This is a genomic window from Mesorhizobium sp. M0909 (assembly GCF_040319515.1).
GTDB lineage: Bacteria > Pseudomonadota > Alphaproteobacteria > Rhizobiales > Rhizobiaceae > Mesorhizobium.
This window is the reverse complement of the sequence record NZ_JAMYOA010000018.1, coordinates 19,176-40,371: the sequence shown is the minus strand read 5'-3', so window position 1 is coordinate 40,371 and position 21,196 is coordinate 19,176. Positions and strand designations below refer to the sequence as shown.

Annotated in this window: 20 protein-coding genes; 9 read left to right on the top strand and 11 right to left on the bottom strand. The window is 58.7% G+C overall.

Annotated elements, in window-relative coordinates:
* Positions 1 to 165 precede the first annotated feature (165 nt).
* The 4 genes from repA to NKH83_RS24225 all read left to right on the top strand — a co-directional run bounded on the left by repA (position 166) and on the right by NKH83_RS24225 (position 4,139).
* Entirely contained in the window at positions 166 to 1,347 is a 1,182-nt protein-coding gene (gene repA, locus NKH83_RS24240) for a plasmid partitioning protein RepA (RefSeq protein ID WP_352807887.1), read from the top strand.
* Positions 1,344 to 2,378: a plasmid partitioning protein RepB gene (gene repB / locus NKH83_RS24235; protein WP_352807886.1), complete on the top strand. Its 1,035-nt coding sequence runs from the start codon at positions 1,344 to 1,346 to the stop codon at positions 2,376 to 2,378. The genes repA and repB overlap by 4 nt, the downstream gene beginning before the upstream one ends.
* A 154-nt stretch (positions 2,379 to 2,532) precedes the next feature.
* Positions 2,533 to 3,876, top strand: a complete 1,344-nt coding sequence (gene repC, locus NKH83_RS24230; RefSeq protein WP_352807885.1) for a plasmid replication protein RepC — start codon at positions 2,533 to 2,535, stop codon at positions 3,874 to 3,876.
* Between the two features lie 77 nt (positions 3,877 to 3,953).
* On the top strand, positions 3,954 to 4,139 hold the full coding sequence (locus NKH83_RS24225) for a hypothetical protein (protein ID WP_352671160.1): 186 nt from the start codon (positions 3,954 to 3,956) through the stop codon (positions 4,137 to 4,139).
* A gap of 25 nt (positions 4,140 to 4,164) precedes the next feature.
* Here the strand turns inward: NKH83_RS24225 and NKH83_RS24220 are convergent, their stop codons facing one another.
* Positions 4,165 to 5,097 (bottom strand): recombinase family protein, encoded by a 933-nt coding sequence (locus tag NKH83_RS24220; protein WP_352807884.1) that lies wholly within the window; start codon positions 5,095 to 5,097, stop codon positions 4,165 to 4,167.
* Between the two features lie 267 nt (positions 5,098 to 5,364).
* Positions 5,365 to 5,595 carry a hypothetical protein gene (locus NKH83_RS24215; protein ID WP_352807883.1) on the bottom strand — a complete coding sequence of 77 codons (231 nt, stop codon included), beginning with the start codon at positions 5,593 to 5,595 and terminating at the stop codon, positions 5,365 to 5,367.
* 40 nt (positions 5,596 to 5,635) lie between these two features.
* On the opposite strand from NKH83_RS24215, the gene NKH83_RS24210 reads away from it, so the two are divergent.
* The 3 genes from NKH83_RS24210 (at position 5,636) to NKH83_RS24200 (ending at position 7,893) form a co-directional block, all read left to right on the top strand.
* Positions 5,636 to 6,505, top strand: coding sequence for an RHE_PE00001 family protein (locus tag NKH83_RS24210; protein ID WP_352807882.1), 870 nt, complete (start codon positions 5,636 to 5,638; stop codon positions 6,503 to 6,505).
* 92 nt (positions 6,506 to 6,597) lie between these two features.
* On the top strand, positions 6,598 to 7,284 hold the full coding sequence (locus NKH83_RS24205; protein WP_352807881.1) for an XRE family transcriptional regulator: 687 nt from the start codon (positions 6,598 to 6,600) through the stop codon (positions 7,282 to 7,284).
* Positions 7,285 to 7,893, top strand: coding sequence for an RES family NAD+ phosphorylase (locus NKH83_RS24200; RefSeq protein ID WP_352807880.1), 609 nt, complete (start codon positions 7,285 to 7,287; stop codon positions 7,891 to 7,893).
* A gap of 184 nt (positions 7,894 to 8,077) precedes the next feature.
* Here the strand turns inward: NKH83_RS24200 and NKH83_RS24195 are convergent, their stop codons facing one another.
* The 4 genes from NKH83_RS24195 to NKH83_RS24180 are packed head-to-tail and all read right to left on the bottom strand — an operon-like array spanning position 8,078 to position 10,907.
* Positions 8,078 to 9,436, bottom strand: a complete 1,359-nt coding sequence (locus tag NKH83_RS24195) for a BilD N-terminal domain-containing protein (RefSeq protein ID WP_352807879.1) — start codon at positions 9,434 to 9,436, stop codon at positions 8,078 to 8,080.
* On the bottom strand, positions 9,433 to 9,879 hold the full coding sequence (locus NKH83_RS24190; protein ID WP_156940789.1) for a hypothetical protein: 447 nt from the start codon (positions 9,877 to 9,879) through the stop codon (positions 9,433 to 9,435). The genes NKH83_RS24195 and NKH83_RS24190 overlap by 4 nt, the downstream gene beginning before the upstream one ends.
* A 31-nt stretch (positions 9,880 to 9,910) precedes the next feature.
* Complete coding sequence (locus NKH83_RS24185) at positions 9,911 to 10,411, bottom strand: DUF7665 family protein (protein WP_023697864.1); 501 nt, start codon at positions 10,409 to 10,411, stop codon at positions 9,911 to 9,913.
* The gene (locus NKH83_RS24180; protein ID WP_352487037.1) at positions 10,404 to 10,907 is read right to left on the bottom strand and encodes a hypothetical protein; all 504 of its coding nucleotides are present in this window, start codon (positions 10,905 to 10,907) and stop codon (positions 10,404 to 10,406) included. Before NKH83_RS24180 ends, NKH83_RS24185 begins: the two co-directional genes overlap by 8 nt.
* Before the next feature lie 209 nt (positions 10,908 to 11,116).
* Between NKH83_RS24180 and NKH83_RS24175 the strand changes: the two genes are divergently transcribed.
* Both NKH83_RS24175 and NKH83_RS24170 read left to right on the top strand, forming a co-directional pair.
* A complete protein-coding gene (locus tag NKH83_RS24175) occupies positions 11,117 to 11,386 on the top strand; it encodes a hypothetical protein (protein ID WP_352807878.1) in 270 nt (89 codons plus the stop codon).
* Position 11,387: 1 nt separating this feature from the next.
* Positions 11,388 to 12,536 carry a helix-turn-helix domain-containing protein gene (locus tag NKH83_RS24170; RefSeq protein WP_352487033.1) on the top strand — a complete coding sequence of 383 codons (1,149 nt, stop codon included), beginning with the start codon at positions 11,388 to 11,390 and terminating at the stop codon, positions 12,534 to 12,536.
* Positions 12,537 to 12,764: 228 nt separating this feature from the next.
* On the opposite strand, the gene NKH83_RS24165 is transcribed toward NKH83_RS24170, so the two are convergent.
* The 5 genes from NKH83_RS24165 to NKH83_RS24145 form a co-directional block, all read right to left on the bottom strand.
* On the bottom strand, positions 12,765 to 15,065 hold the full coding sequence (locus NKH83_RS24165; RefSeq protein WP_352487031.1) for a GmrSD restriction endonuclease domain-containing protein: 2,301 nt from the start codon (positions 15,063 to 15,065) through the stop codon (positions 12,765 to 12,767).
* Between the two features lie 85 nt (positions 15,066 to 15,150).
* The gene (locus NKH83_RS24160) at positions 15,151 to 16,287 is read right to left on the bottom strand and encodes a PIN domain-containing protein (protein ID WP_352807877.1); all 1,137 of its coding nucleotides are present in this window, start codon (positions 16,285 to 16,287) and stop codon (positions 15,151 to 15,153) included.
* Between the two features lie 206 nt (positions 16,288 to 16,493).
* Positions 16,494 to 17,192: a hypothetical protein gene (locus NKH83_RS24155; protein ID WP_352807876.1), complete on the bottom strand. Its 699-nt coding sequence runs from the start codon at positions 17,190 to 17,192 to the stop codon at positions 16,494 to 16,496.
* Between the two features lie 34 nt (positions 17,193 to 17,226).
* Positions 17,227 to 20,106, bottom strand: a complete 2,880-nt coding sequence (locus NKH83_RS24150; protein ID WP_352807875.1) for a DEAD/DEAH box helicase — start codon at positions 20,104 to 20,106, stop codon at positions 17,227 to 17,229.
* A complete protein-coding gene (locus NKH83_RS24145) occupies positions 20,099 to 21,064 on the bottom strand; it encodes an aminotransferase (RefSeq protein WP_352807874.1) in 966 nt (321 codons plus the stop codon). The genes NKH83_RS24150 and NKH83_RS24145 overlap by 8 nt, the downstream gene beginning before the upstream one ends.
* Positions 21,065 to 21,196 lie beyond the last annotated feature (132 nt).

The window sequence follows — 21,196 nt, the reverse complement described above, 5'->3', positions numbered from 1 at the left end:
GCTGGGAACTGCCCTGTGTCCATTTGCTCGAATTCTCCGAATCGGGCATACCTCCAGTAACGGAAAAACCGCGTAATTCGAAAAGTTGGCGTAGTTGGCGTGGCGTTAACAGCTTGTTAACCACAGTCGCTATCAATAGGCGCTGGGTGCAAGAGGAGAATCTGGGTGACGCGGCATCTAAGTAGCCTTCAGTTCATGAATACCTTTTCGACGAAACTCGAGAAGGCACTCAACAATCTTTCGCTGGCTCAGTATCCTCCTGATGCGATTCGTACGATGCGCAAATTCACTTCGACGGAAGTGGCAGCATTGTTAGGAGTGACCGAATCTTACATAAGGCAGGTCTCCTTGAAAGGGCAGGGACCTGAGCCAGAGACAACGACCACCGGAAAGCGCCTATATTCTGTGGAGCAGGTGCTGGACCTTCGGATGCACCTGGCGGAAAAGGCACGGAAGAAATGGATCAATCCTCGTCGTGTTAAAGGCGAGGATTGCCAGATCATCGCGATCACGAACTTCAAAGGTGGATCGTCCAAGACAGCGACCACTATTCACTTGGGTCATTGGTTGGCACTACGTGGATATCGCGTTCTAGCAGTCGACATGGATCCCCAGGCGTCGTTAACAAGTCTGCAAGGAGCGTTACCCGGATTTGACTACCGAGAAGGTGACACCCTTTACTCAGCGATACGGTTTGATGATCCGGTGCCAACGGAAAAGATTATTCATCAGACGCATATCATCGGATTCGACGTCATCTGCGCCGGTCTTGAGCTGACAGAATTCGAAACGGCCGTTACCCTTGAGATGCGCAAGAGCGGTGGAACCAGTTTTCTGCTTCGAGTGTCACAGGCCCTCGAACAGATCGTCGATAGCTACGACATCGTTCTTCTCGACTGTGCGCCGTCACTCAATTTCCTGACACTTTCGTCGCTCACTGCCGCTACCGGAGTCCTAATCCCAGTTCCAGCGCACATGCTCGATGTCGACTCCACAGGGAAGTTTTTGGAGCTGGCCGCATCTTATATGCAAATCCTGGATGAGGCTGGTGCAGGCGCACGTTGGGATTTCGCCAAATTCCTCATCACAAAGTTTGAGGCCAACGACCACCCGCAAGCCAACATGCAGGCCCTAATGCGCCAAGTGTTTGGCGAGGATTTACTACTGAATTCAGTCTCCAAATCCACTGCGGTTGCGGACGCTCTCACTTGGAAGCAGAGCCTCTATGAAGTGCAACGATCGAGGTTTTCGGCACCTAAAACTTATGATCGTGCAATCGAATCGATCAATGCCGCGAACGCGGAAATAGAAAGCCTCATCACAATGGCATGGAGGCGTGAACAGTGAGCCGTAAAGATTCTAAGGGCATGTTTGCTGCTGTATTGGGGCAACTCGGGGAGGACAATTCGGAGGAGGGCGTCGGCCGCCGCACGTCATCGCCGCACCTGATGAAGGTGGCGGCTGGTGTTCGCCAAATGCAAGAGCGTAGCGATATCGCCGACAAGTTACTGAAGTCAGGCGAACAGATCATTGAACTCGATCCCGACAAAATACGGCCGTCGTCTATCACCGATCGATATGATGACGCCTACGAAATTTCCGCCATTGCTGAGATCACTGAATCCATGCGGGAGCGCGGTCAAATTGTGCCTGGATTGGTTCGGCCAGTACGAGGCAAGGATGGCGAGTTTCAAATCGTCTATGGTCGCAGAAGATTAGCGGCAGCTAAGCAGCTTGGGATCGGATTCAAAGCGGCCGTCCGCGAGTTAACTGATGAACAAGCAGTCATTTTCCAAGGCGAAGAAAACACCGCTCGAGAGGATCTTTCATACATTGAAAAGTGCGCTTTTGCGCTTGCGCAGCAGGAAGCGGGATACAAACGGGACACCATCTGCGCTTCGCTGTCGACAGGAAAATCGCATGTCTCCGAGATGATCAAAATCGCCTCATCGGTCGACAAGGAGATACTGCAATCGATTGGTAAAGCTCCCGGGATTGGTCGAGGACGATGGCAGGAATTCTCGAACCGCTATTCCATAGACGGCTCACTCGCAAAAGCTTTCGATCTTATTCGCAAAAACAAATTCCGCGAGGCAACGTCCGACGACAGATTCATTATTCTGCTTGAGACGCTTCCATCGGATCATAATGCGATCAAAGAACCTGCGGGTCCGGCCAAGCCATCAAAGCCCAAGATTGCTATGAAATCCTGGGCTGCTCCAGACAAAACAGTCAGCGTCAGCCTCAAAGACAACGGAAAAACTACCATGATTGCCGTGGGAGAGGCTGAAGGATCGCGTTTCGCAGCGTTTATCGCCGGACAACTGGACGACCTGTTTGAGGCCTTTCGGAAGTCCATCACGAAACAAGGAGTCTGAAACCGCAAAAGAAAAAGGCCCCCGAACGGCAAGCCGTGGAAGCCTCTCTCTGAACTAAGCACTCTGAGAATCGCATCTCCACGAATCACTGTCAAGAGTCATTGGCGTCGTTTTGGCGAGCAGGTTTCTTTTGCCTAATCGAGGGTGAAAGAAAATGGGGACGAATATTGCAACGACGCCCTTTGGGCGGCGACCGATGACGCTTGGCATGATTTCAAGCCAAGTCACCGCAAGGGCGGTGCCGAAGGACGCGACCGTCCACAAATGGCATGTCTTCCAAGATATCAAGGACGCCAGGATCGCTCTGGGCGCCACCGATCGCGCTCTGGCTATTCTCGATGCGCTGTTGTCGTTCCATCCGGACACGGCGCTTTATGGCGACAGCGAACTGGTTGTATGGCCATCCAACGAGCAGCTGATCCGCCGCGCCAACGGAATGCCCCCAACGACGTTACGGCGGCACCTGGCCGTTCTGGTCGAGTGCGGCTTGATCATCCGTCGGGACAGCCCAAACGGCAAGCGCTTCGCCCGGAAGGGTCAGGGGGGCGAGATCGAGCAGGCCTATGGCTTTGACATCTCGCCGATCGTGGCGCGCGCTGAGGAGTTCAAGGATCTTGCGGATGCGGTCAGATCTGAGAAGAAGGCATTTCGTCTCGTTAAGGAGCGGCTTACCATATGCCGACGTGATATCGTCAAGATGATCGACACCGGCATTGAGGAAGGCGTGCCGGCGAACTGGGGCAGGGTTCAGCAGGCCTACCAGGCGATTGTTGGTCAGATACCACGCACTGCACCTAGGCGGACTCTCGAGGGGATTGCCGAAGAACTTGAAGGCCTTTGGGCTGAAGTGCGTGAAGCATTGGAATCATTTGTAAAAACACAGAAAGTGGACGCCAATGAGTCCCAAGATGGGCGCCACATACAGAATTCAAAACCAGACTCTAAATTTGAATCTGAAAGCCGCTCAGGAAATAAAGATGAAGCGGGCGGCAACGTTGCGGACACCGACAACGTACGGAGCCTACCGAAACGCGAACTGCCGCTAGGGATCGTGCTGGATGCCTGCCCGAACATGCTTTGGCTGGTGAAGGGCGGCGGCGGAATCCGCAACTGGCGTGAATTTCTGGCCGCGGCCGAGGTTGCCCGGCCGTCCATGGGCGTTAGCCCGAGCGCCTGGGAGGAAGCGCGAACGGCAATGGGTGAGCAGCAGGCGGCGATTACCGTTGCCGCGATCTACCAGCGGCAGGACCAGATCAACAGCGCCGGCGGCTATTTGCGCAGCCTGACAGATAGAGCAAAGGTCGGAAAGTTCTCGGTCTGGCCGATGGTGATGGCCTTGTTGCGGGCCAAACTTGACGCGTCGAAGACGACCGGAACCGGAGCTGAAGCCGCTGCCGTCGATTTGGAGGCGGCAGGCAAGGTTGTGCGCACCGAATCCCGGCTGGAAATCAGCGATGCGTTGCGCCGCAGCCTCGACAAGCCAGGGCGCGGATCATGATCAGCCGGGCGGGTTTCGATCCGTGGACGTTGGCTGCAGCGCTTGTCGGGACGAGCGTCTTATGAGAGCATTGAGGCATGAAAAACGAACACGACCGGGAACCGACGCCCGATGAAACCGCCGGAATGGTGTGGTGGAACTCACTTGCCGAATCCGATCGTGCGGCTTGGCTGGCGCGGGCCGGCAGCGCTGTTCCAGCTGATGCCTGGGCCGCGTACAAGCGGCTCGGGAATGTTGAACGTCAGCCACGGACCGTAAACTGAGGACTGTTCTGCAGCGGGATGACGGTTAGCTCGCGGGTAGTTCGGCGACGAGTCCAACCCGGCGGGCTCGATCGAGCAGATTCTTGACTGATGAGGCAGACCATTTTGCGCTTCCTCGTGGGGTTCGCTCATGCAGGCGCTCGAGCTGGCCAGCGATGTCTCGGAGCGACAGGTCTGGGTTAGACTGCGAAATCCCTGCCACAAGAGTCATCAGACGATCTTCGGGAGGCAGAGGAGACGCCCGCGTTAACAGTGTGGATTCGGCTAGGTGCTCGGTGACGAGCCACCTCACTGCCCGCCGCAGTCGTTGAGGCGTCCAGTCGAGGCCGCGCTGCTTCAGGACCCGGGCGATGTCGTCCCAGTTATGGTCTGGTCGCATCCGGCGGACCGTCGGAAGCCACTGGTTCATAGTTGATTGTAGCCGTCGGCCATAGGATGCCTTTTGCACCGCGGTCATCTTTGCCAGGGCTTCGGGCCTGCGTTCCCGGATACCAGGATTGCCTGGCAGTCGCCCCTTCGATCGCGCAGCGATGATGCCGGCCTTTGTCCGCTCCGAAATAAGCGCACGCTCGAGCTGGGCAACGGCACCGAGTACCTGTAGCGAAAACATGCCCTGTGGCGTCGACGTGTCGATTGGATCTCGCAGAGATCGGAAATGCGCGCCCTTCTCAGTCAGATCCTCGATCACCTGAAGAAGATGGCTGACCGAGCGCGCAAGGCGATCGAGACGCACGACGACCAGGACATCGCCGGCGCCGATGTCGCTCATCAACCGCAGTAGGGCCGGGCGAGCTCTCGACGCACCGGATCCATGTTCCTGAACGACGACGTCACAACCGGCCGATCGCAGCTCAATCTCCTGCGCTTCCGTCGCTTGTTCGTCCGTCGACACGCGCGCGTAGCCGACTTGCCGGCCTCTTGGTCGTCCGGAGCGTCGATCTTGCGCTTCGCGGGCCATTTGCGGCGTCTCTCAGCATGGGAAAGAGGCGTTTGTACAAACACCGAAGATATCAACAAACGATCGGTTGTAAACGTCTTTAGGCGGCCTTTGCATCGGCCCTACGGCCTCGGTGAGCTCTGAAAAGCACCGTTTTTCAGGCTCCTGAGAGCCCGAGGGCGTGGTGCTGTACAGTCCCGATATGAGGTCATTATCGATAGTGATTTTTGTCCCTGAAGAAACACGATATAAGTCCAGTGAAAGCCTCACTAGCTTGACCAATGCGAATCAGCCATCATGAAAACAATGGCTTACACGCTCGACAAACTGCCCCTGGAAACCCTGATCGGGCCGGTTTTCCGCGCGACCGAGGTTTTGGTCCGCCTCGACGAGCGGGTCGCCCGCTCTCCCGTCCGCGACGGCTTTGTCGAGCGCCAGCATTTTGCCGACGCGGCTTCCGCGCTCTGGCTCGAGGGCGAACTCGTCCACCTCGAGGACCTCGTGCTGCACGACGCCCACATGGACATCCGCACACCGACCCACGAACTCACCCGCGCACATGCGGTGCCACCGGCGGATTTTTGCGCAGAAGCCGGACTGGGCGCTCAGCCGCGACGGTTTTTTGGCGCTGACCGGCCGCGGCGGCGCGACGCCGGCATCGGGGCCAAAAAGCCGGGACGGGGAGGGCGCCGACCCCGTTGAAGCCGGCGGTCGGGATGACGCTGAGGACGACCTGCTGGCCGAAGAATTTGCCGAGATCGATCCCGTCCTGGCGCGCTCGTCAAAGATTCTCGGCGGCGCCGACGTACCTGGTCGAAAGGAGGAAACGTCACGACGTGACCGGCCGGAGCCGCAAAACGGCCTGATCTACGATCTCGACTGGAATGAAGAAGAACGGCTGGCCGAATGGCAGGCCGTGCTCGCCGACACGCGGGAGTGGCCGTCCGTCCTGCGCGCTGCGGTCCTGCTCGAAGCCTGGTCTGACATCGAGGTGCTGCAGCATGCCGCCTGGCTCGGGCCGCTGCTCGTGGCTGCACTGCTGCGACAGGAAGGACTCGCCGCCCACCATCTCGCCAGCCTGCATCTCGGCGCGAAAAACATTCCGCGCGAGCGGAGGCGGGCGCGCAGTCGCGGCGATCGGCTGCTCGCCTTGCTCGATGCCATTCACGACGCAGCAGTGGCTGGCCTGAAGGAACACGATCGGCTGGTGCTGGCAAAAAGCCAGATGGAGCGGCGGCTCAAACAACGGCGCGCCAGCTCGAAACTGCCCGACCTGGTCGAGCTGGTACTCTCGCGGCCGCTCGTCTCCACCGGCATGATCCAGGAGCGGCTAAAGGTGACAAAACAGGGGGCGCTCAACCTGGTCGGCGAGCTTGGCCTGCGCGAGATGACGGGGAGGGGAAGGTTTCGGGCATGGGGAATTGTTTAGTCCGCAGCCATTTGCTACCAACTTTACGAAATTATCGAACTTGACGAACTTGCGATCAGCAACCATATTGGTGACAGCAGGAGGTTGTCACCATGGCCGCTCCAAAACGCAGCAATCATAGCGGGACCGGATCCCATTCGGCAGTCGCCGCCTTGAGTTTCACCGCGAAGCTGCCGGCACAGGCAGACTTCAAGAAGGTGTTGCTCGAACGCTATCAGGAAGCGATCGCACGCAGCCGCAAGATCGGCCATCGCGTATCGTTCCGGGTAGAGGTCGATCCAACGGCTGGTGCGCAGACGATCACGCCGGTCGAGGAACAACCGATCGCTTCAGACGATACTTTTCCCGTCGAGGACACGGGCAAGCCGGATGCCGAACTCGAGGCGGCGCTTGCCGAAGCGCGCGCGCGTGGCCGCAAGCGGGTCGCCGAAATTGTCGCCGGCGAGGACATGCTGAGCGCAGATGCCTTTGCCAAGCTGCTCGGCACCTCGCGCGTGACGGTCAACGCCAGGCGGCAAAGCGGACAGGTGCTCGGGATCGATGGCGCCAAACGCGGCTTCCGCTTTCCTATCTGGCAACTCGACAAGGACGGTCGTCCCTTCGGCGCATTGCCGGCGCTGCATGCCATGTTGGGCAACAGTGCTTGGGCCGTCTATCGGTTTCTGGTTTCGCGCCACGGCGTCCTCGATGGGCGGACGGGCCTTCGAGCCCTTCAGCAAGGCGACGATGCCGCGGTGTTGGCCGTAGCGGAAGGCATGGCCAGGGGCGATTTCGACTGAATGCCCGGCCTTCCACCTCCACCCGATTTCGCGCGCGCAAAGCTCGAAATCGAGACCATATCGCCGGGACGGACATTTGGCCGGATCTACTGGAGCACCTATCCCGATCCGTTGGGGTGGGGGAAGTCGCCGAGCCGGTTCAGCGATCCTCGACGCCGTCTTTACGCTAACCGGTTTGGCGTTCTTTACCTCGGCGACTCCCTGAAGGTCTGTTTCCTCGAGGCGGTACTCCGCGACCGCCGCGAAGGGCTTGTTGACGATCTTCCGGTCGATGAGACTGAGCTGACGCAGCGGCGCTTTGCGGAGATCTCGACCACAGCAGACCTGCGCCTGGTCGACCTCAGAGGCGACAATGCCGTTCGGATGGGTGTGCCGACCGACGTCGTTCGGGCACAGCGCCAGAACCTGGCACGCCGGTGGTCACTGGCGTTTCACGAGCACCCATCTGAGCCCGACGGGATCATCTATCCCTCGCGCCTCAATGAGGCGACCAATCTTGCCATTTACGATCGCGCGGTACCGAAGCTTCAGGCGAAGCGTGTTGTGACCCTTCTCGGCGCGCCAGGGCTGGCTCAGGTTCTGGAAGATTTCCGGGTGGGATTGGTGTGAAGATTTATCTCGTATCCGTATCGCTTGTCAAAGACGCTGTAGTGCCAGAAACGTCCACTAAGCCGGAGCAACGCAACGACCGGTGTGGGGCCGCAAATTTGCCTATTGCCTCAGCGCCGGGGGATGCCCGCTTACGGTGCCACGGACGAGAGCCTCGTTTAGATCGCGCAGCGAGGTCGTCTGCCTAGTTCGACGCTCCTATCTCCCATCGGAGCTCGATCCCGCCAAGCCCTTGGGCGGCGGTTGGGTTCATCGTGCCGGCGCTGACCGTCTCCGGGGCGTTGAGCTCGACCTGCATGATCCTGGGGGTCGAACACATAGATGCGATCCGCAGCAGCTGCACAATGGTCAAAGCACCGACGGCTGCCCCAACGAACGGCACGGCGGCGCTGGCCTCGGCAAGGCTAAAGGTGCCGCAGCCGTCATATTTCCTCGCGTGCTCGCGATAGGCGGGCGTTTCAAGGATGACGTCGATGTTCTTGGGTTTCGCGGCATGAGCCCATAGCCCTTCGGTGTCGGCCCCCTTTGGCACCACTCGAATCTGGCCGATCTCGAAGTCGAAGGCGCCGTGCCCGACACCGGCATCGATCATGAAGCTGTGGCCCGCTTTGGCGATCGCCAGCCGCGCCGTTGGCTCATCAAGGCTGGTTAGTACCACCGGTGGGTCATTGTTCGTCGGCTGCAAATCGCCATAGTTCCGGCGCTCAAGCAACGAGGTGGTCCATCCTGCGGCTTCAAGCCACCGCGCAGCCACCCGGGTCTTCTTGTTCTCCTTCTCGAAGTCGAGCAACTGCGTCACGAGGCCCGTGCCGACGTTTTCTTCGCCGACAGTCTGATCGTCCTGAAGGATTGCATGCGTACCCGCGGCGGGAAGAAAGGCTAGGCTCCACAAGAAGCCCTGACCGACATGCCCCAGTCCCACCAGCCAAAGCGAGCGGGGAAGTATGAGTGCCGTCGGCGGCTGCTCGGGTTCGCCTCCCTGCGACCAAGGCTGCCAGAGCGAGATCACGGAACGGCGATTGACTGAATGACGGCGCCCAATCGCGTTAGCAAAAACCTCGCGCACGGCGAGCGCTCCAGCAAATACCCCCGCCAATGGGTTGCCGAATTTCCCGCAAGGATCGTCATCCCAGCCGGGGATCACACCAGCGCTCCAGCCGTCCCACCAGCATCGCACGAAGGCCCCGGCTGGAGGGGAGTCGCCGACTGCAACAATGTGCGTCACGCTCGACGGCAGCAACGCGGAGACCTGGGCTCCGCAAGCCTCTGCGACCGCAAAGAGATCGTTCCCGAGGGCCAGCCTGGCCTCGAGGGCAATATCGTGCGGGCAGACAAGCGTGGCCTTGCCGAAGCTCTTCACGGCGGTGTTGAGAGCGGTGACTACAGCGGCCTGTGCCGCGGCGGAGGCGATCCCGCCACTGTTGGTAACTACGGCAACGTGCACGGCATCCAGCGCGGCCGCCGCCTGGTCGAAGTCGCGCTCGCTACCCGCGGCATCGGTGATTACCTTGGCGATGCGCGAGCGGCGGAGATCGGGGATCATTTCGGCCTCCTGAGCTCGAGCAGCGATGCAGCGGCATGGGAGTGGTCGACCCACTTGCCGTTACCCAAATACTCATACTGGCCAATGCCGCCGGGGATCACCGAACCGGCAGCGAAATCGGGAAGAATAAACGCGAAGTGACCACCGCGTGGCATGACCGGGTCCGCCTGGTCGGAAGCACTTTGCCCATAGTGAAATGGGTGGACGTGCACGTCCGCGACGACGCGGTATCGACGCTCGCGGCAGATCTGCCACAGGCGCGGCAGCTTATTGCCGTCGAAATGGACGATACCGCTATCGAGGGCGTGCGGATCGAGATCGTCGTAGTAGACGAACGCACGGATGATCTTGGGTCCCTTGTCGCGGGTCTCGCCGATGAGGAAGGCGCCGCTTTCTCGTCTCCCGCCAAGCGTCCGGAGCTTCAGTTCCGAAGCTCCCGCCAACCATACGGCCTCTTCGCAGACAATGCGGGGCTTAGGCCGCCCTAGCAGCCAGCCAAAGAGCCTGTTCAGAAACGAGGGCATAGAGCTGCTCCATGATGAAGGTGATTGCCCGGTTCCGGTGCCAGGCTTCGTCGGGACGCTTCCGCCACCAGTCATTGTGCTGGGCCGCGCCGCGGTTCCAGGCGCGGTAAATGCCGCCGTCGCTGTTGCCGTCGCCCCAGGCTTTGAGCGCTTCGACGAAGCCCGGGGCGCCTGCACTGGGTGCTGCGGGGCGAGTGCCGTGTTGCGGATCGTCCGCATAGGTCCAACGCTCGACATAAGGGCCAGGATCAGGGAAACCCGTGCACTCAAGACGGAAGTCGTGGGTGAAGATCTCGGCCTGACCAGTCATGACCCGGATGCGCACGACGAGGTAGGGCCAGGCAACCGCGAGAATCTCCCAACGGCCCTCGTCGACGCCCACGAGGAAACGAACCGAGTTCAACTGGTTGATCAGGGTCTTCTGTGCAGGCGTGATCTCGACCTCAGCCATTGGTGAAGTCCTTGAGGGTCAGGTCGAGCGTCAGCGAGCAGCCGGGGTGCTTGATGTAGATGCCGAGCATCGCGTCCTTGGGCAGGGGCTGATCGGCGTCCGGCAGCATCAGATTGGCCTTCGCCGCGGTATTGTCGTCAAGGTTGAAGCCACGCTTGCTGACCGCCCACTGCAGAACGCGCAGGATGGTGACCGCTGGCGAGAACTCCCGGCTCTTGGTGTCGCCGTCGTAGTTGACCTGAACGGCTACACGGCGGCAGCGGTGAACCAGGATCGAGATGGCGCGGCGATCGCCGATGCCCGTCAGCGTCTCCTCGTTGTCGCGCTCGAACAAATGGGCTTTTTCGAAACCCGGCTTGCCATGAGCGGCACGCAGGATGGCATCCAGATCACCGGCTTCAATTTCGAGGTCCAAGTGCTCCTGCAAGTCCTCGAACTCAAGTTCGACACGGACCCTGTGGCGATCGTCAGAGCCACCTTCGTTGTTGGTAGTCATTGCAATTCTCCGCAGCGCCCCGGAATCCTTGCACGGGAAGGGCGGAGCAAAATCCCTTGGTCCCGGCACTTCTGCGTGTTATTCCCACTTCTGGGAACGTTGATTCTGATATGGCACGGCACGACGTCGAGCGCAACAGTCGTCCCACATTTGGGAACCTTTTTTGCGATGGAGCCGCGATTGCCATGAGGCTGATGGGGATATCGAGGTTGCACGAACTTGCGCGTCGTGCCCGGGACGGCCTTGATGGAGCCGTACCGGCACTGGTTGCCGAGCTCGAGGCAGGGTCCTGGTGCTCGATGGATCAAATCGCTGAGTTCTACCCGTCAGCCGTCATCGACGGCATCAAGGTCCGAATCCTACTCGACGGTGGCTATCGGATCGATCTGCTCGCTGACTGCGAGGCGCAGATGGTTCTCATTGAATATGCGGGCGCGACTATGGGGCACGCGCTACGGGCAAAACAGGGAGCAAGGTGACATGACGGTTCGACCTATACGTACGCATGAGGACCACCAATCGGCACTCAAACGTGCCGCGGCGCTGTTCGGGCGTAAGAGCCCAAAGGATCGCGACGAGCTCGAAGTGCTGCAAGCCGTCATCGAACGATGGGAGCGATCACAGCATCCCGTCGAGGCAGCCACGCCTGCTCAGGCGATCAAGTTTCGCATGGCACAGACAGGACTGTCACAACGCGATCTGTTCGCATATCTCGGAAGCAAATCTCGAGTATCCGAGATACTCAACGGCCAGCGACAGCCAACGGTTGATCAGATCAGAGCACTGCACCAGCACTTGGGCATTCCAGTTGCTTCGCTGATCGGCTCGTTCAAGCACGAGCCTGCGACGGGTGCCTCGAGCACCTCGATGGCGGCGGAGGGGAAGCTCCGGAAGCTTGGCGTGATGAAACCGAAAGAGAATCTCGCTGGCTTCTTATCGCGTTCGAAAGCTTCTACCCCTGCGGTCGCCATGTTGCGCAAGACCAGGACTGAACGTACCAATGCCAAGACGGATTTGGCTGCGCTAGAAGCGTGGTGTGCGACCGTATTGATGCGCGCTGAAAAAATCAAAATCAAGAAGAGGGATATAAGTGATCCGGAAAAAATTGCCAGACAACTTGCACAGATAAGCATTTTTCCTGACTGGAACGATCGTATTTTTTCTGAGCTACATCGAATTGGAATAATATTAGTTGTATTGGAACATATGCCAGGAACATTCCTCGACGGTGCTGCGATGTGCCGGGGAGACGGTGTTCCAGTGATAGCGCTGACCCTTCGCCACGATCGCTTGGACAATTTCTGGTTTACGCTGTTGCATGAGTTTTCTCACGTGGTTTGCCACTTGAGCTCTGATCGGCAGGTCATTCTGGACGATTTGGATGTGGCGAGTTCGGAAGCCATAGAAGCGGAGGCGGACTCGTTTGCACGGAACGCTCTTATACCTCCTGCCATATGGAAGCGGATCGACAAGGACAGCAGCACGGAGGAGGTGTTGGAAGCGGCTCAGAAAGCTGGCGTGCATCCTGCGATCTCCGCCGGCCGCTGGCGGTTCGAGCATTCGGACTATCGCCGCTTTTCCAAGCTGATCGGTCGGGGTGAGGTGAAGACCGCTCTTATGCGGGGCTAAGCCACGATGTCCTAATGGCACAACCACGACTGCAGCGGGTTCGCTTGGGATGTCGGCTAACGGGAAGCGGCAACGTTGGGTCAACGTCTGACATTGGGCCCGAAGTGGCGTTTCTGCCAGTAAGCGCTATGACTTGGAAGGTGCATTCCCGGCAATCGGTGATTTATGGCGGGCCACAGACGATAGTGATGATGACTAGGATCACGCCATAGCAGCATGACTGTTCGTTCAGCCGAACCGCTGTTTTGCGTAGTCCGTCACCGATGCGCCGGACAATTCCGTCGTCGCATTGCCACCGCGCACGAAAAACCGTTGCAAATTGCCGTCCTTGAGAAAAGCCGCTTTCGGCCCCTTCTCACAACGGATTGCTAGAACCCGTGCGCCATTTTCATCCTGAAAATGGGGGTGAATGTAGGGCAGGAAGACCTCACCAATCCGATCCTTGACCAAGTTGACGAGGTGCAGGCCGAGCTTATCCTCAGACTGGAATCCATCGGCATGAAGACCCAAGATTTCCCCATTGTCGGAGACGCCGATCAACAGCGTCCCTCCCTTGGCATTCAGGAATCCCGCGATCGTTTTAAGCGCGGATATTTGAATCTTGTCATCGACTTGCCCGGTATGGAGATTCATCCGCAGCGTCGACTTGAATTCCACCGCGCCCGTTTCGCCGCCCGTAATCAGATCAGCGATGGCGACCGGAGCGACAGTGCTGATGGGCGAGGACCCGACGGTCAGCAACTCCCAGGCCTGACGGATCACATCGGCCATCCGAACCCTGCGCTGCACCAGAAATTCGTGGTAGGGCAATTCCCACCACAAAGGCGGCAGGGCGTGCCAGCCATAGAGACGGTCACGTTCTTCGCCACTCATAGCGTGATCGAGCGGCGGCACATAATCTGCAGGCGGCTTCTTGCCGATCTTAATGTTCGCGGGCCATTCGACGGCGGCGAAATTGGCAATCTGATTGATTTGTTTCAGATCGACGATACCCGTCTCTTCCAGATAGCCGCGCGGGAAAAGGTGGTGCTGTTCGAGCGCAGCCTTGGTGCCCTTCACTGCCGGATCGACCATCGCGGAGATCTTAAGAGGGCTATAAAGCACATTAGCGTCCAGCTTGATCAGCGCGGCCTGATAGGCGAACAGCGACGGACTGCGGGACGCCGATGTGGCGAGTTGGCTTGGCAGGGTGATCGTCCAGTAATCGCCTGTCAGGGTCGTCGTGCAGAGTTCACGCAACCGCGCCAGAAACGCCGCGCCATCGGGCAGATCACGGATCAGCGACAAATCGCTCTCGAACCGTGTCTCGGGCGAGTTGGTGTATCGCCCCGTCAGCGTCGCCATGAAGAAGAATTCGGCGATGGTCTGGCGCATCAGCACACGATCGACGCCATAGTCGCGCAGTCCTATGAGATAGAGGACGTAGCTGAAGATGATCGTCGTCCCCGAGCTGATCATCTTCTCGCTGCGATAGCCCGCGAGCTTCAGCGCATCCATGAAGTGGTGCCAGTTGGCGAGGTTGAGCGCCGCCTTCTGGCCATCGCGCATTAGGGCGAACTGGGCGTCGCGACGTTGGGGATCGTCGAGCCCTGTCTTGGCGTCACGCCCCCGCAGGGCACTATAGACATTCTCCAGGCGAGCGCGCTTGAGCGACAGGCCGACAGTGGCGCGGATCATCTGATCGGGTGAAGGCTTGATGAAGTGATTGAACGGGGACGCCTGCCCATCCGAGGGTCGCGTCGCGGCCAGTGCGAAGGCTTCCAGCTCGGCGCGCCCTTCGTCCCAGAACACTGACATCAGCGTCATTATGAAATCGGCCTGATTGAGCGCCTTGCCCTTGCCGTTAATCCGCACAAACACTTCTGCGATCGTTTCCTCGTCAACGGTGGAGGAAAGGGTCAGTGCGACAAAGCTGTATTGCACAAGGTTGCGAAGGTGATCGATCGCTTCCTCGATCTTTTCGGCTTCGTCGTCGGATATCTCCCGAACGTCACGAAGCCGCTTCAGGAACTCCTTGCGATAGGCGCTCGGCTTGAAATCCGATTGCCATAGGATCGAGATATCCGGGATGAATGCCTTGTCTTTGCGGATCGCGGCGTCAGCGACATCGAAGCGGCCGGACAAGGGATTGAAGGCAATCTGGATGCGTTCCTTCTTGAAGTTGGCGCGCAACACCTCGACGCCCTTGACCACCGCATAGAGCGAGGTCAGCCGCTGCTGGCCATCCACGATCGCCAGCTTCGGGGCGGCTTGGGCGTTCTTGGTGCCGATTCCCTTCAACCCACCGTCGACGCCCGTTTCCCAGAACAGCAGGAAGCCTGCTGGGTAGCCCCGATAGAGCGAATCGAACAGATCACGGACGTTGACGTTCGGCCAGACAAACGGGCGCTGCAATTCGGGCAGGCCGATCTTGCCGAGGTCGATATCCTCGATCAGCGCCACTAACGGATAATTGCTTGTCTTAAACAGCGCCACCATCACCCCCATTACCTTGTCGAGCTGCATGGAATCAGCAGCGACGATCTTCAATCAGCTATAGTCCAAGAATCCGTATGACCTCTAGCTGCGTGTGCGAAAAGCCTGCAGCAGGTTTCGACGAGTGTTGAGCCAGCTGCTATTCCTCATAATCCCAATCTGGATCGAGTGTGTAGAAGCGGCTTGTGTATGGAAAGGACTGCACCTCGACGGAATCCACGACTGGTTCGCCGTTGAAGTTGCGATTAAATTTGACTGTCACTGGAAAGACAAGTGCGTCTTCTTGCTCGACTGTATGGACACCCAGGTCGACGTAGTCTCTATCGGCATAGTCAGGGGCAAAAAAGCGGACCGAAACCGAGATATTGATCTGAGCCGAGACGTTGATCGATATCGTGATGAATTCGTTGTCCGAATTCAGAACCTTCAGCTCGGCTGGATCCGCAACGCTCCAATGCTGTGGGACAGCGTCCACCTTTTCGATCTCATATTCGTGGGTTGCATCGCCTTCGATTTCGGGTGGTGAAGATTCGAAATACCAATCCATTTCGCCTTCGATAGCCTCATACATCGCTGGAGCTTGGCCGTTTTGGAGCAGCAGCAGGACTTGGCTGGCAATCTCGTGCGCGACGTGAGGGCTAAAGAGGTCCAGAGCCGTGCTCAGATCTTTCACGCATATCAGTCTCTCAGATTCATCGGCAAAGGCCTGCCATCCCCGGTCATTGCTAACGACCAAGACTTTCGTGTTGTGGACCGCCGCCCAAGAATGCAAGCTCATCACGGTCAGGGCGTCGGGAAACTCTGACTTCTTATTTGCGGTTTCTCCGAAGGGTGGCGTTGATGAGAAATATCGGCCAATCAAAGCCGAAACATCGACGTTCCCATTGAGTGGCACCACCTGGACCGCCTTGAGCTCGGCAAACTGGCCGTAGAACTCACTCGCAAAGGCGGCCGGTTCCTGGATTAATCCCGTCATATTCAAAATGGCTTGTTTGTCGATGGAGCGCCGCCAACCTTTCGAACTCTCGCGGATTGCATTTATAAGTTTTTGCTTAGAGTCCGAGGCCGCCTTGTTGATGTGGGCTTTCACCTCGCCAATGATCACTTCCGACAACAGAAACGCGACGTTAGTCGCCTTGAATTGCTCCAAACCTTCGAAGGCCTTTGCGTCCAGGTTGCACGCGTGTCTGTCGAATGCCGTCGTGTCCAACGAGATCGCGCCAATGCGTCCATGGACGATATCATCCTTGATCACTTCTTCATCGAAAACGGGCATCTATTTTCCTTCGGGTTTTGCCTTCATGGCGTCCCAAGTTGAGGCCAGGATGGTAAGGGCGTCAGTCTTGTGAGCCGCGATGCAGCGTGCATTTCACAGATGAGCGCCACGCGGCTTAGTCGAGTAGCAGATTGCAATCGGACAGTAGCCTATATTGTGCGAGCAATTGGGCCGGCTCGCATCGGCAAGTCCCGCTCGATTAGTTGCTAAAAGGTCCTAACCACAGACACTTCGCCGTTCTCGATGAGAAGATCATAGTCGTTGGGCTGCCTGAACCCGGTCGGGAAGTCCTTGGGGATTGCCGAAACCGCGAGCCTGAAGCCCGATGCATCGAGCCAGCGGATGCGCCTTTCGGAGCGCACGGGAATGACCGCATAGCGCCTCGCCCGGCCATCAGTCCCGGCGAGGTCGGCGGTGATCGGCGTACGCCTCGCTGCAGCGGCTTCGGGGGGCCTCCGATCCTTAGACCATGCCAGTAATTTGCTCGGATCGATCTGGTCCTCGCCGCTCGGATCTTCGATCACTTCTTCAAGCCATGCGAGATATTGCCCGCGCATGCCTTCAGCTTCAGGCCGCGATTTCGCGATGCCGAGCGAGAGCGCAAAGGCGACAAACGGATCGAGCGTTCCCCAGCGCAGCAGCTCTTTTGCCCAAAATGCGTACCATGGAAGTCCGGTGACATCCTTCCAAGTGTCGATCGTAGGTGTATCGAACGGATCATCGGTGCCTTGCGACCACGCCCGCGCAACAACAGCGCCGATTGCAACGCCCAGGCGAAATTCGAAATTGTCCGAGGTGAAAATCTGCCAGGCGCGAAGATCTTTCGGCTCGGGCCCTGCAGCGCCCGGCACCGCCATCCACCAGCTGAGCACTTCGTGCCAGTTGGCGTAGAGAGTGCGGCCCATTTCTGTGTCGCGGATAGAAAAGCCATAACCACCATCATCGGCAACCGCTTCCCCGAGCGCGATAAAGACCGCAAGGCGCGCTTGTGGGCGCATCGTGCCGTAGTCTACAGTCTGCTGTAGGCTCGAGAATGGTCCGTGCGACCAGATCGAAGCGTCTGCCGACGTGGGGGGCGTAGCCGTAGTCGTAGAGACGCTTTCGCTCTCCCGCATCAGGATAGATCGTCTCCACCATCCCCCGCCCTCGCTTGATAAAGGCCTTCTCCATCCATTCTTCGGTCGCTAGCGCGGCTTGCGTGAATGTTTTTTGCCAAAGTTGCGCGAGCATTGCCTCGCTATTGGCCGGGGTTGCTGTGACCGCACTTATCGCCTCAGTCTCCTCGACGGACGCCAGGATCATCGTGTCGAGTTCGTCGAGTCGATCGGCAAGCCGCGCCGCAGGCGTCGCGCGCGCCTGGCCGGCATCGGCTGAAACGGTCGCAGGCGCAGTCACTTCCAGCCAGCGAAGGAAATCTTCGTTGTCGTTGACACCAGGCAGACGCAGAGCCTGTTGCCGAATAGCGCGGAGCAAGACAGCAAGCGGACTTTTTGTATTTCCATCGCCCGCGGCGTCCGCCCTCAGTCTTGCGATGAGGCTGTCGTACTCATTGCGCCGTTCGCGCACTTGCCTTCGATGCGTGCCAAGTTGCCCTGCAGCTGTCGTGGATGGTGCTATCGGAAGAGCGACGAGCGTAAGCCCTTCCATTCCTTTCGCGGCGCCAGGCCGGCCGGCCCGGCCTGAGAGATTGCGGAACTCCGCCGCCGACATCGGATACTCGGTCGGGGTTTGCGTCGCGACGTCAAATATTGTTCGCTTCAGGACGGGAAGGAAAATCATGTCGAAGGGCAGGTTGACGCCTTCGGTGAGAGTTGCTGTTGCGACAGTGATCGGGCAGATGGAGCGGTCGATGAGAGCTACCATCAGCCGCCGTAGCCGCTGCGGCATCTGGCCATGATTGGTTGCAATGCCGCGGTCAAGAAGGCGGAGTTCGTGGGAGTTCTCGCCGCAATAATCGATGCAGACCGTGCGCGCGTCGGCAAAGAGCGCCGCATCATCGCCCTCTGAAGGAGGGACGAAAGTCGGGATGTCCTCCCAACCCGCCAAATCGAACGCCTCGGCGTACCAGCCCATCGTCTGTTCGGGACGCTGCGAGATCGAGATTAGGATGCGACGGTCGTCACCTGCGAGGTGCAGCGCCGTCCACAGAATGCTATTCTGCGTAAAATGATTGAGGCTATTGCGGATGCCTGAAAGCGGCTCCGGCATTGGATCAATCTTAAGCGGAATATAAACGTCACCGCGGCCCCGCACGCCGAGCCGATGGTCGTTGACCCGGTGCAACTCGATGCGGGGCGATCCCTTGCTCACCTCGAGCACGCCGATAGCCTGGCGAGTACTGCGATAGTTCGACCCGACCGGCTGCGCGTCGGGATCAGATTCTATCCAGCGGGCAACGGGTGCAGCCGCGCCCCCTGCAACTGCAGTCAGCGCAATGCGGACGATGTTCGGTTTGCGCAGCAGCAGGCGAGAGATAAAGCTTTCGAGCCGGATCGCCCGATTCATATGTTCGGCAAGGGCATTGCGCTCGCGCTCATTGTCTTCAAGAACGACCTGATGGGCCTCATCTACGATGAGTAATTTGAGGCGCGCTAGCAGCATCGGGCCCAGATAGCGCATGAGGGCATCGGCCTTCTCAACCGTCGCGATGAGAACAGTCGGTGAGTCGGACGTCAGCCATGCATCGGTGATTCCCCAGTCGGAACCGCCGTAGAGCCCAGTCACCACGAAGTCGCGACTCAGCTCGCCAGTGAGTTTCGCTTCGACTTCGCCCGCAAGTGCGCGCGATGGCACGATATAGAGCCCAAGCGGTGCAAGGCCCTCCTGATCGTCTCGCAGGATTAGCAGCTCCTTGAGGATCGCTAGATTGGCGACAAGCGTTTTGCCCGAGCCCGTCGGCGTGCAAAGGGCGAAGGACGAGTTGTTGAGGAGCCGTTCTATACCCTGCTTTTGCGACTGCCATAGAATGCCCCGACCACGAGCATACTGCCGCCTTGCAAACTGGTTTACATCCAGCAGTCTTTCGGGATTGAGCAAGCCCAGTTGCCGCAAGGGTTCGTAGATCGTGGACGTGCCGAACCGTTCGCAGGCAGAGCGCAGAAAGAACGCGAGCAGCGCAACATCATCGGGCGAGGTTCGAACGAGAAGGCGCTCGACATCTCGCAAACGATCGAGTGCAACCGAGAACCTTGCGGTATCGCCCCGCCGCAATGTCTGCGCTGCAAGGCCGATACAGCGAACAAGCTCGATGGTGCCGAACCATGTGACGCTTTCTTCGGTACCTTCACCGAAGAACTTCTCGTCAACGCCTCGCAGCGTCAGGTCGCGGTTATCGTTCCAGAACCCCGCAACGCGGCGGAGCACGGCGTCGAAATCGGCCTTCAGAAAATCGGCAAAGAGCCGCGATCCCCGGTCGTCTGGGACGACTTGACGAAGCAGTCCCGAGGCCATCGCCGGCAGGCCACCAAGCTGGTAGCAACCAGCAGCAAACAAAGCGGTCGGAATTTCTTCGCCGATCTTGTCTCTCGCTCGTGCGAGCCATTCCAGCAACTCGCCGGCCCTTCGGAACGCGAGTGTCGCTTCCTCGGGACTTCCCTCGCCGACGGTCGAAAGCACCTTGCCAGCGCGGATCAGGAACCGCGCCTGCTGGAGGATCGTGTTGGAATCGTTCTCGCTCCATTGAATTGTCTCAACATCCCAATCCGTTTGCAGGCACCGGACAAATGATCTCGCCTGCAAAGCACTGAGCGTCCTTTCCTGAGCAAGGTCGTTCTGGATGGCGCGGGCAAGGTCGAGCCGGTCCTGATCGAACTCAGGCAAGAGCAGCCTCCTCTGCCCAGAGGCCTGCATAGATCGCGTTGATCAAACCGTCGCCGTCCGCGATGAGCAATTCGACTACTTGAAGGTCGCGGCCAGCCTTATACTCATCCGGCACAGTCTCCCAGGGGAGGAGCGCCTGACCGGGGCTTCGGCTGGCGGCGGGGCCGCCGGCGAGAAGGATCATATCGGTGCGCTCGACGGGATCGGGATTGCGCCGCGCAAGGATGCGATCGAGCGAGGCAATAACCTTGGCGAACTTATCGGGCTCGCATTCCTCCAGGATGGCGTGGAGTTGCTCCAGGCCGAGCGGCACGGGAAGCGCCCGATTGACCTCATACCAAACACCCTTGCCATTGTGGATTCTCTTGGTCTTGTCAGCCGGATCGTCAATCTTCTCGCCGAGCATGACGGTGTTCACGACCGATGGGGACCAAATCCCGCGCCACTTGGCCTCGCCCGCAATGAAGCGCGTGACGTTGTCTTCTTCATCGACCACAATCGCGATGAAATCGTCGCCTTTGCGCCCAAGGACCTCGCGTGTGCGGGTCGGGTCTCGGCTGAGAGTGTAGATATATTGACCTGCGTCCTCATGATTACGGAAGAGGAAGACGGGGATCAGGTATTCGTGCTTGCCAACGAAGTCGTAGGTCTCCGACATCATCCCCGACATCACCTCGCCGAAGAGACCTTTACGAGCGGTCAAAGGCAGTGACGCAGGATATTGGGCGTCGCAGCCGGCATCGCTCGCGTCCGGATGGAGGTTGATGCGAGCGAGCTTGTGAAAGCATCCCCTCGCGTCCAGATGGGCCGATTCAAAATAAGGGACAAAATCTCTTTGGAGTTTGGCGTCTGACGGCTGCCTCTCTTCAAGAAGCAAGTGACCGTAGTTTCCGAACTCGCTCGGATATTCGCTCAGCCAAGCATTAAGCGCTTTTTTGGGAGAAGGTGCGGTATGCATAAGGCCTGTTCTTATATGACGTTTTTTGCAATTTAAGCAAAGCACTAGAGTTACGCTACTGCACTATCCCGTTATACAAGAAAATCTGGATACTGGCAGCCGTTGGAGTTTCTTCTTCGATAGGCACAAATC

What these genes read in the sequence shown, in the direction of transcription:
- NKH83_RS24195 (WP_352807879.1), bottom strand. Translation starts at nt 9,436, where the DNA reads ATGATCCCCGATCTCCGCCGCTCGCGCATCGCCAAGGTAATCACCGAT.
- NKH83_RS24180 (WP_352487037.1), bottom strand. Translation starts at nt 10,907, where the DNA reads ATGACTACCAACAACGAAGGTGGCTCTGACGATCGCCACAGGGTCCGT.
- NKH83_RS24200 (WP_352807880.1), top strand. Translation starts at nt 7,285, where the DNA reads ATGCCCGGCCTTCCACCTCCACCCGATTTCGCGCGCGCAAAGCTCGAA.
- NKH83_RS24225 (WP_352671160.1), top strand. Translation starts at nt 3,954, where the DNA reads ATGAAAAACGAACACGACCGGGAACCGACGCCCGATGAAACCGCCGGA.
- NKH83_RS24155 (WP_352807876.1), bottom strand. Translation starts at nt 17,192, where the DNA reads ATGGGCCGCACTCTCTACGCCAACTGGCACGAAGTGCTCAGCTGGTGG.
- NKH83_RS24160 (WP_352807877.1), bottom strand. Translation starts at nt 16,287, where the DNA reads ATGCCCGTTTTCGATGAAGAAGTGATCAAGGATGATATCGTCCATGGA.
- NKH83_RS24145 (WP_352807874.1), bottom strand. Translation starts at nt 21,064, where the DNA reads ATGCATACCGCACCTTCTCCCAAAAAAGCGCTTAATGCTTGGCTGAGC.
- repC (WP_352807885.1), top strand. Translation starts at nt 2,533, where the DNA reads ATGGGGACGAATATTGCAACGACGCCCTTTGGGCGGCGACCGATGACG.
- NKH83_RS24205 (WP_352807881.1), top strand. Translation starts at nt 6,598, where the DNA reads ATGGCCGCTCCAAAACGCAGCAATCATAGCGGGACCGGATCCCATTCG.
- NKH83_RS24170 (WP_352487033.1), top strand. Translation starts at nt 11,388, where the DNA reads ATGACGGTTCGACCTATACGTACGCATGAGGACCACCAATCGGCACTC.
- NKH83_RS24220 (WP_352807884.1), bottom strand. Translation starts at nt 5,097, where the DNA reads ATGGCCCGCGAAGCGCAAGATCGACGCTCCGGACGACCAAGAGGCCGG.
- NKH83_RS24210 (WP_352807882.1), top strand. Translation starts at nt 5,636, where the DNA reads ATGCGGTGCCACCGGCGGATTTTTGCGCAGAAGCCGGACTGGGCGCTC.
- NKH83_RS24185 (WP_023697864.1), bottom strand. Translation starts at nt 10,411, where the DNA reads ATGGCTGAGGTCGAGATCACGCCTGCACAGAAGACCCTGATCAACCAG.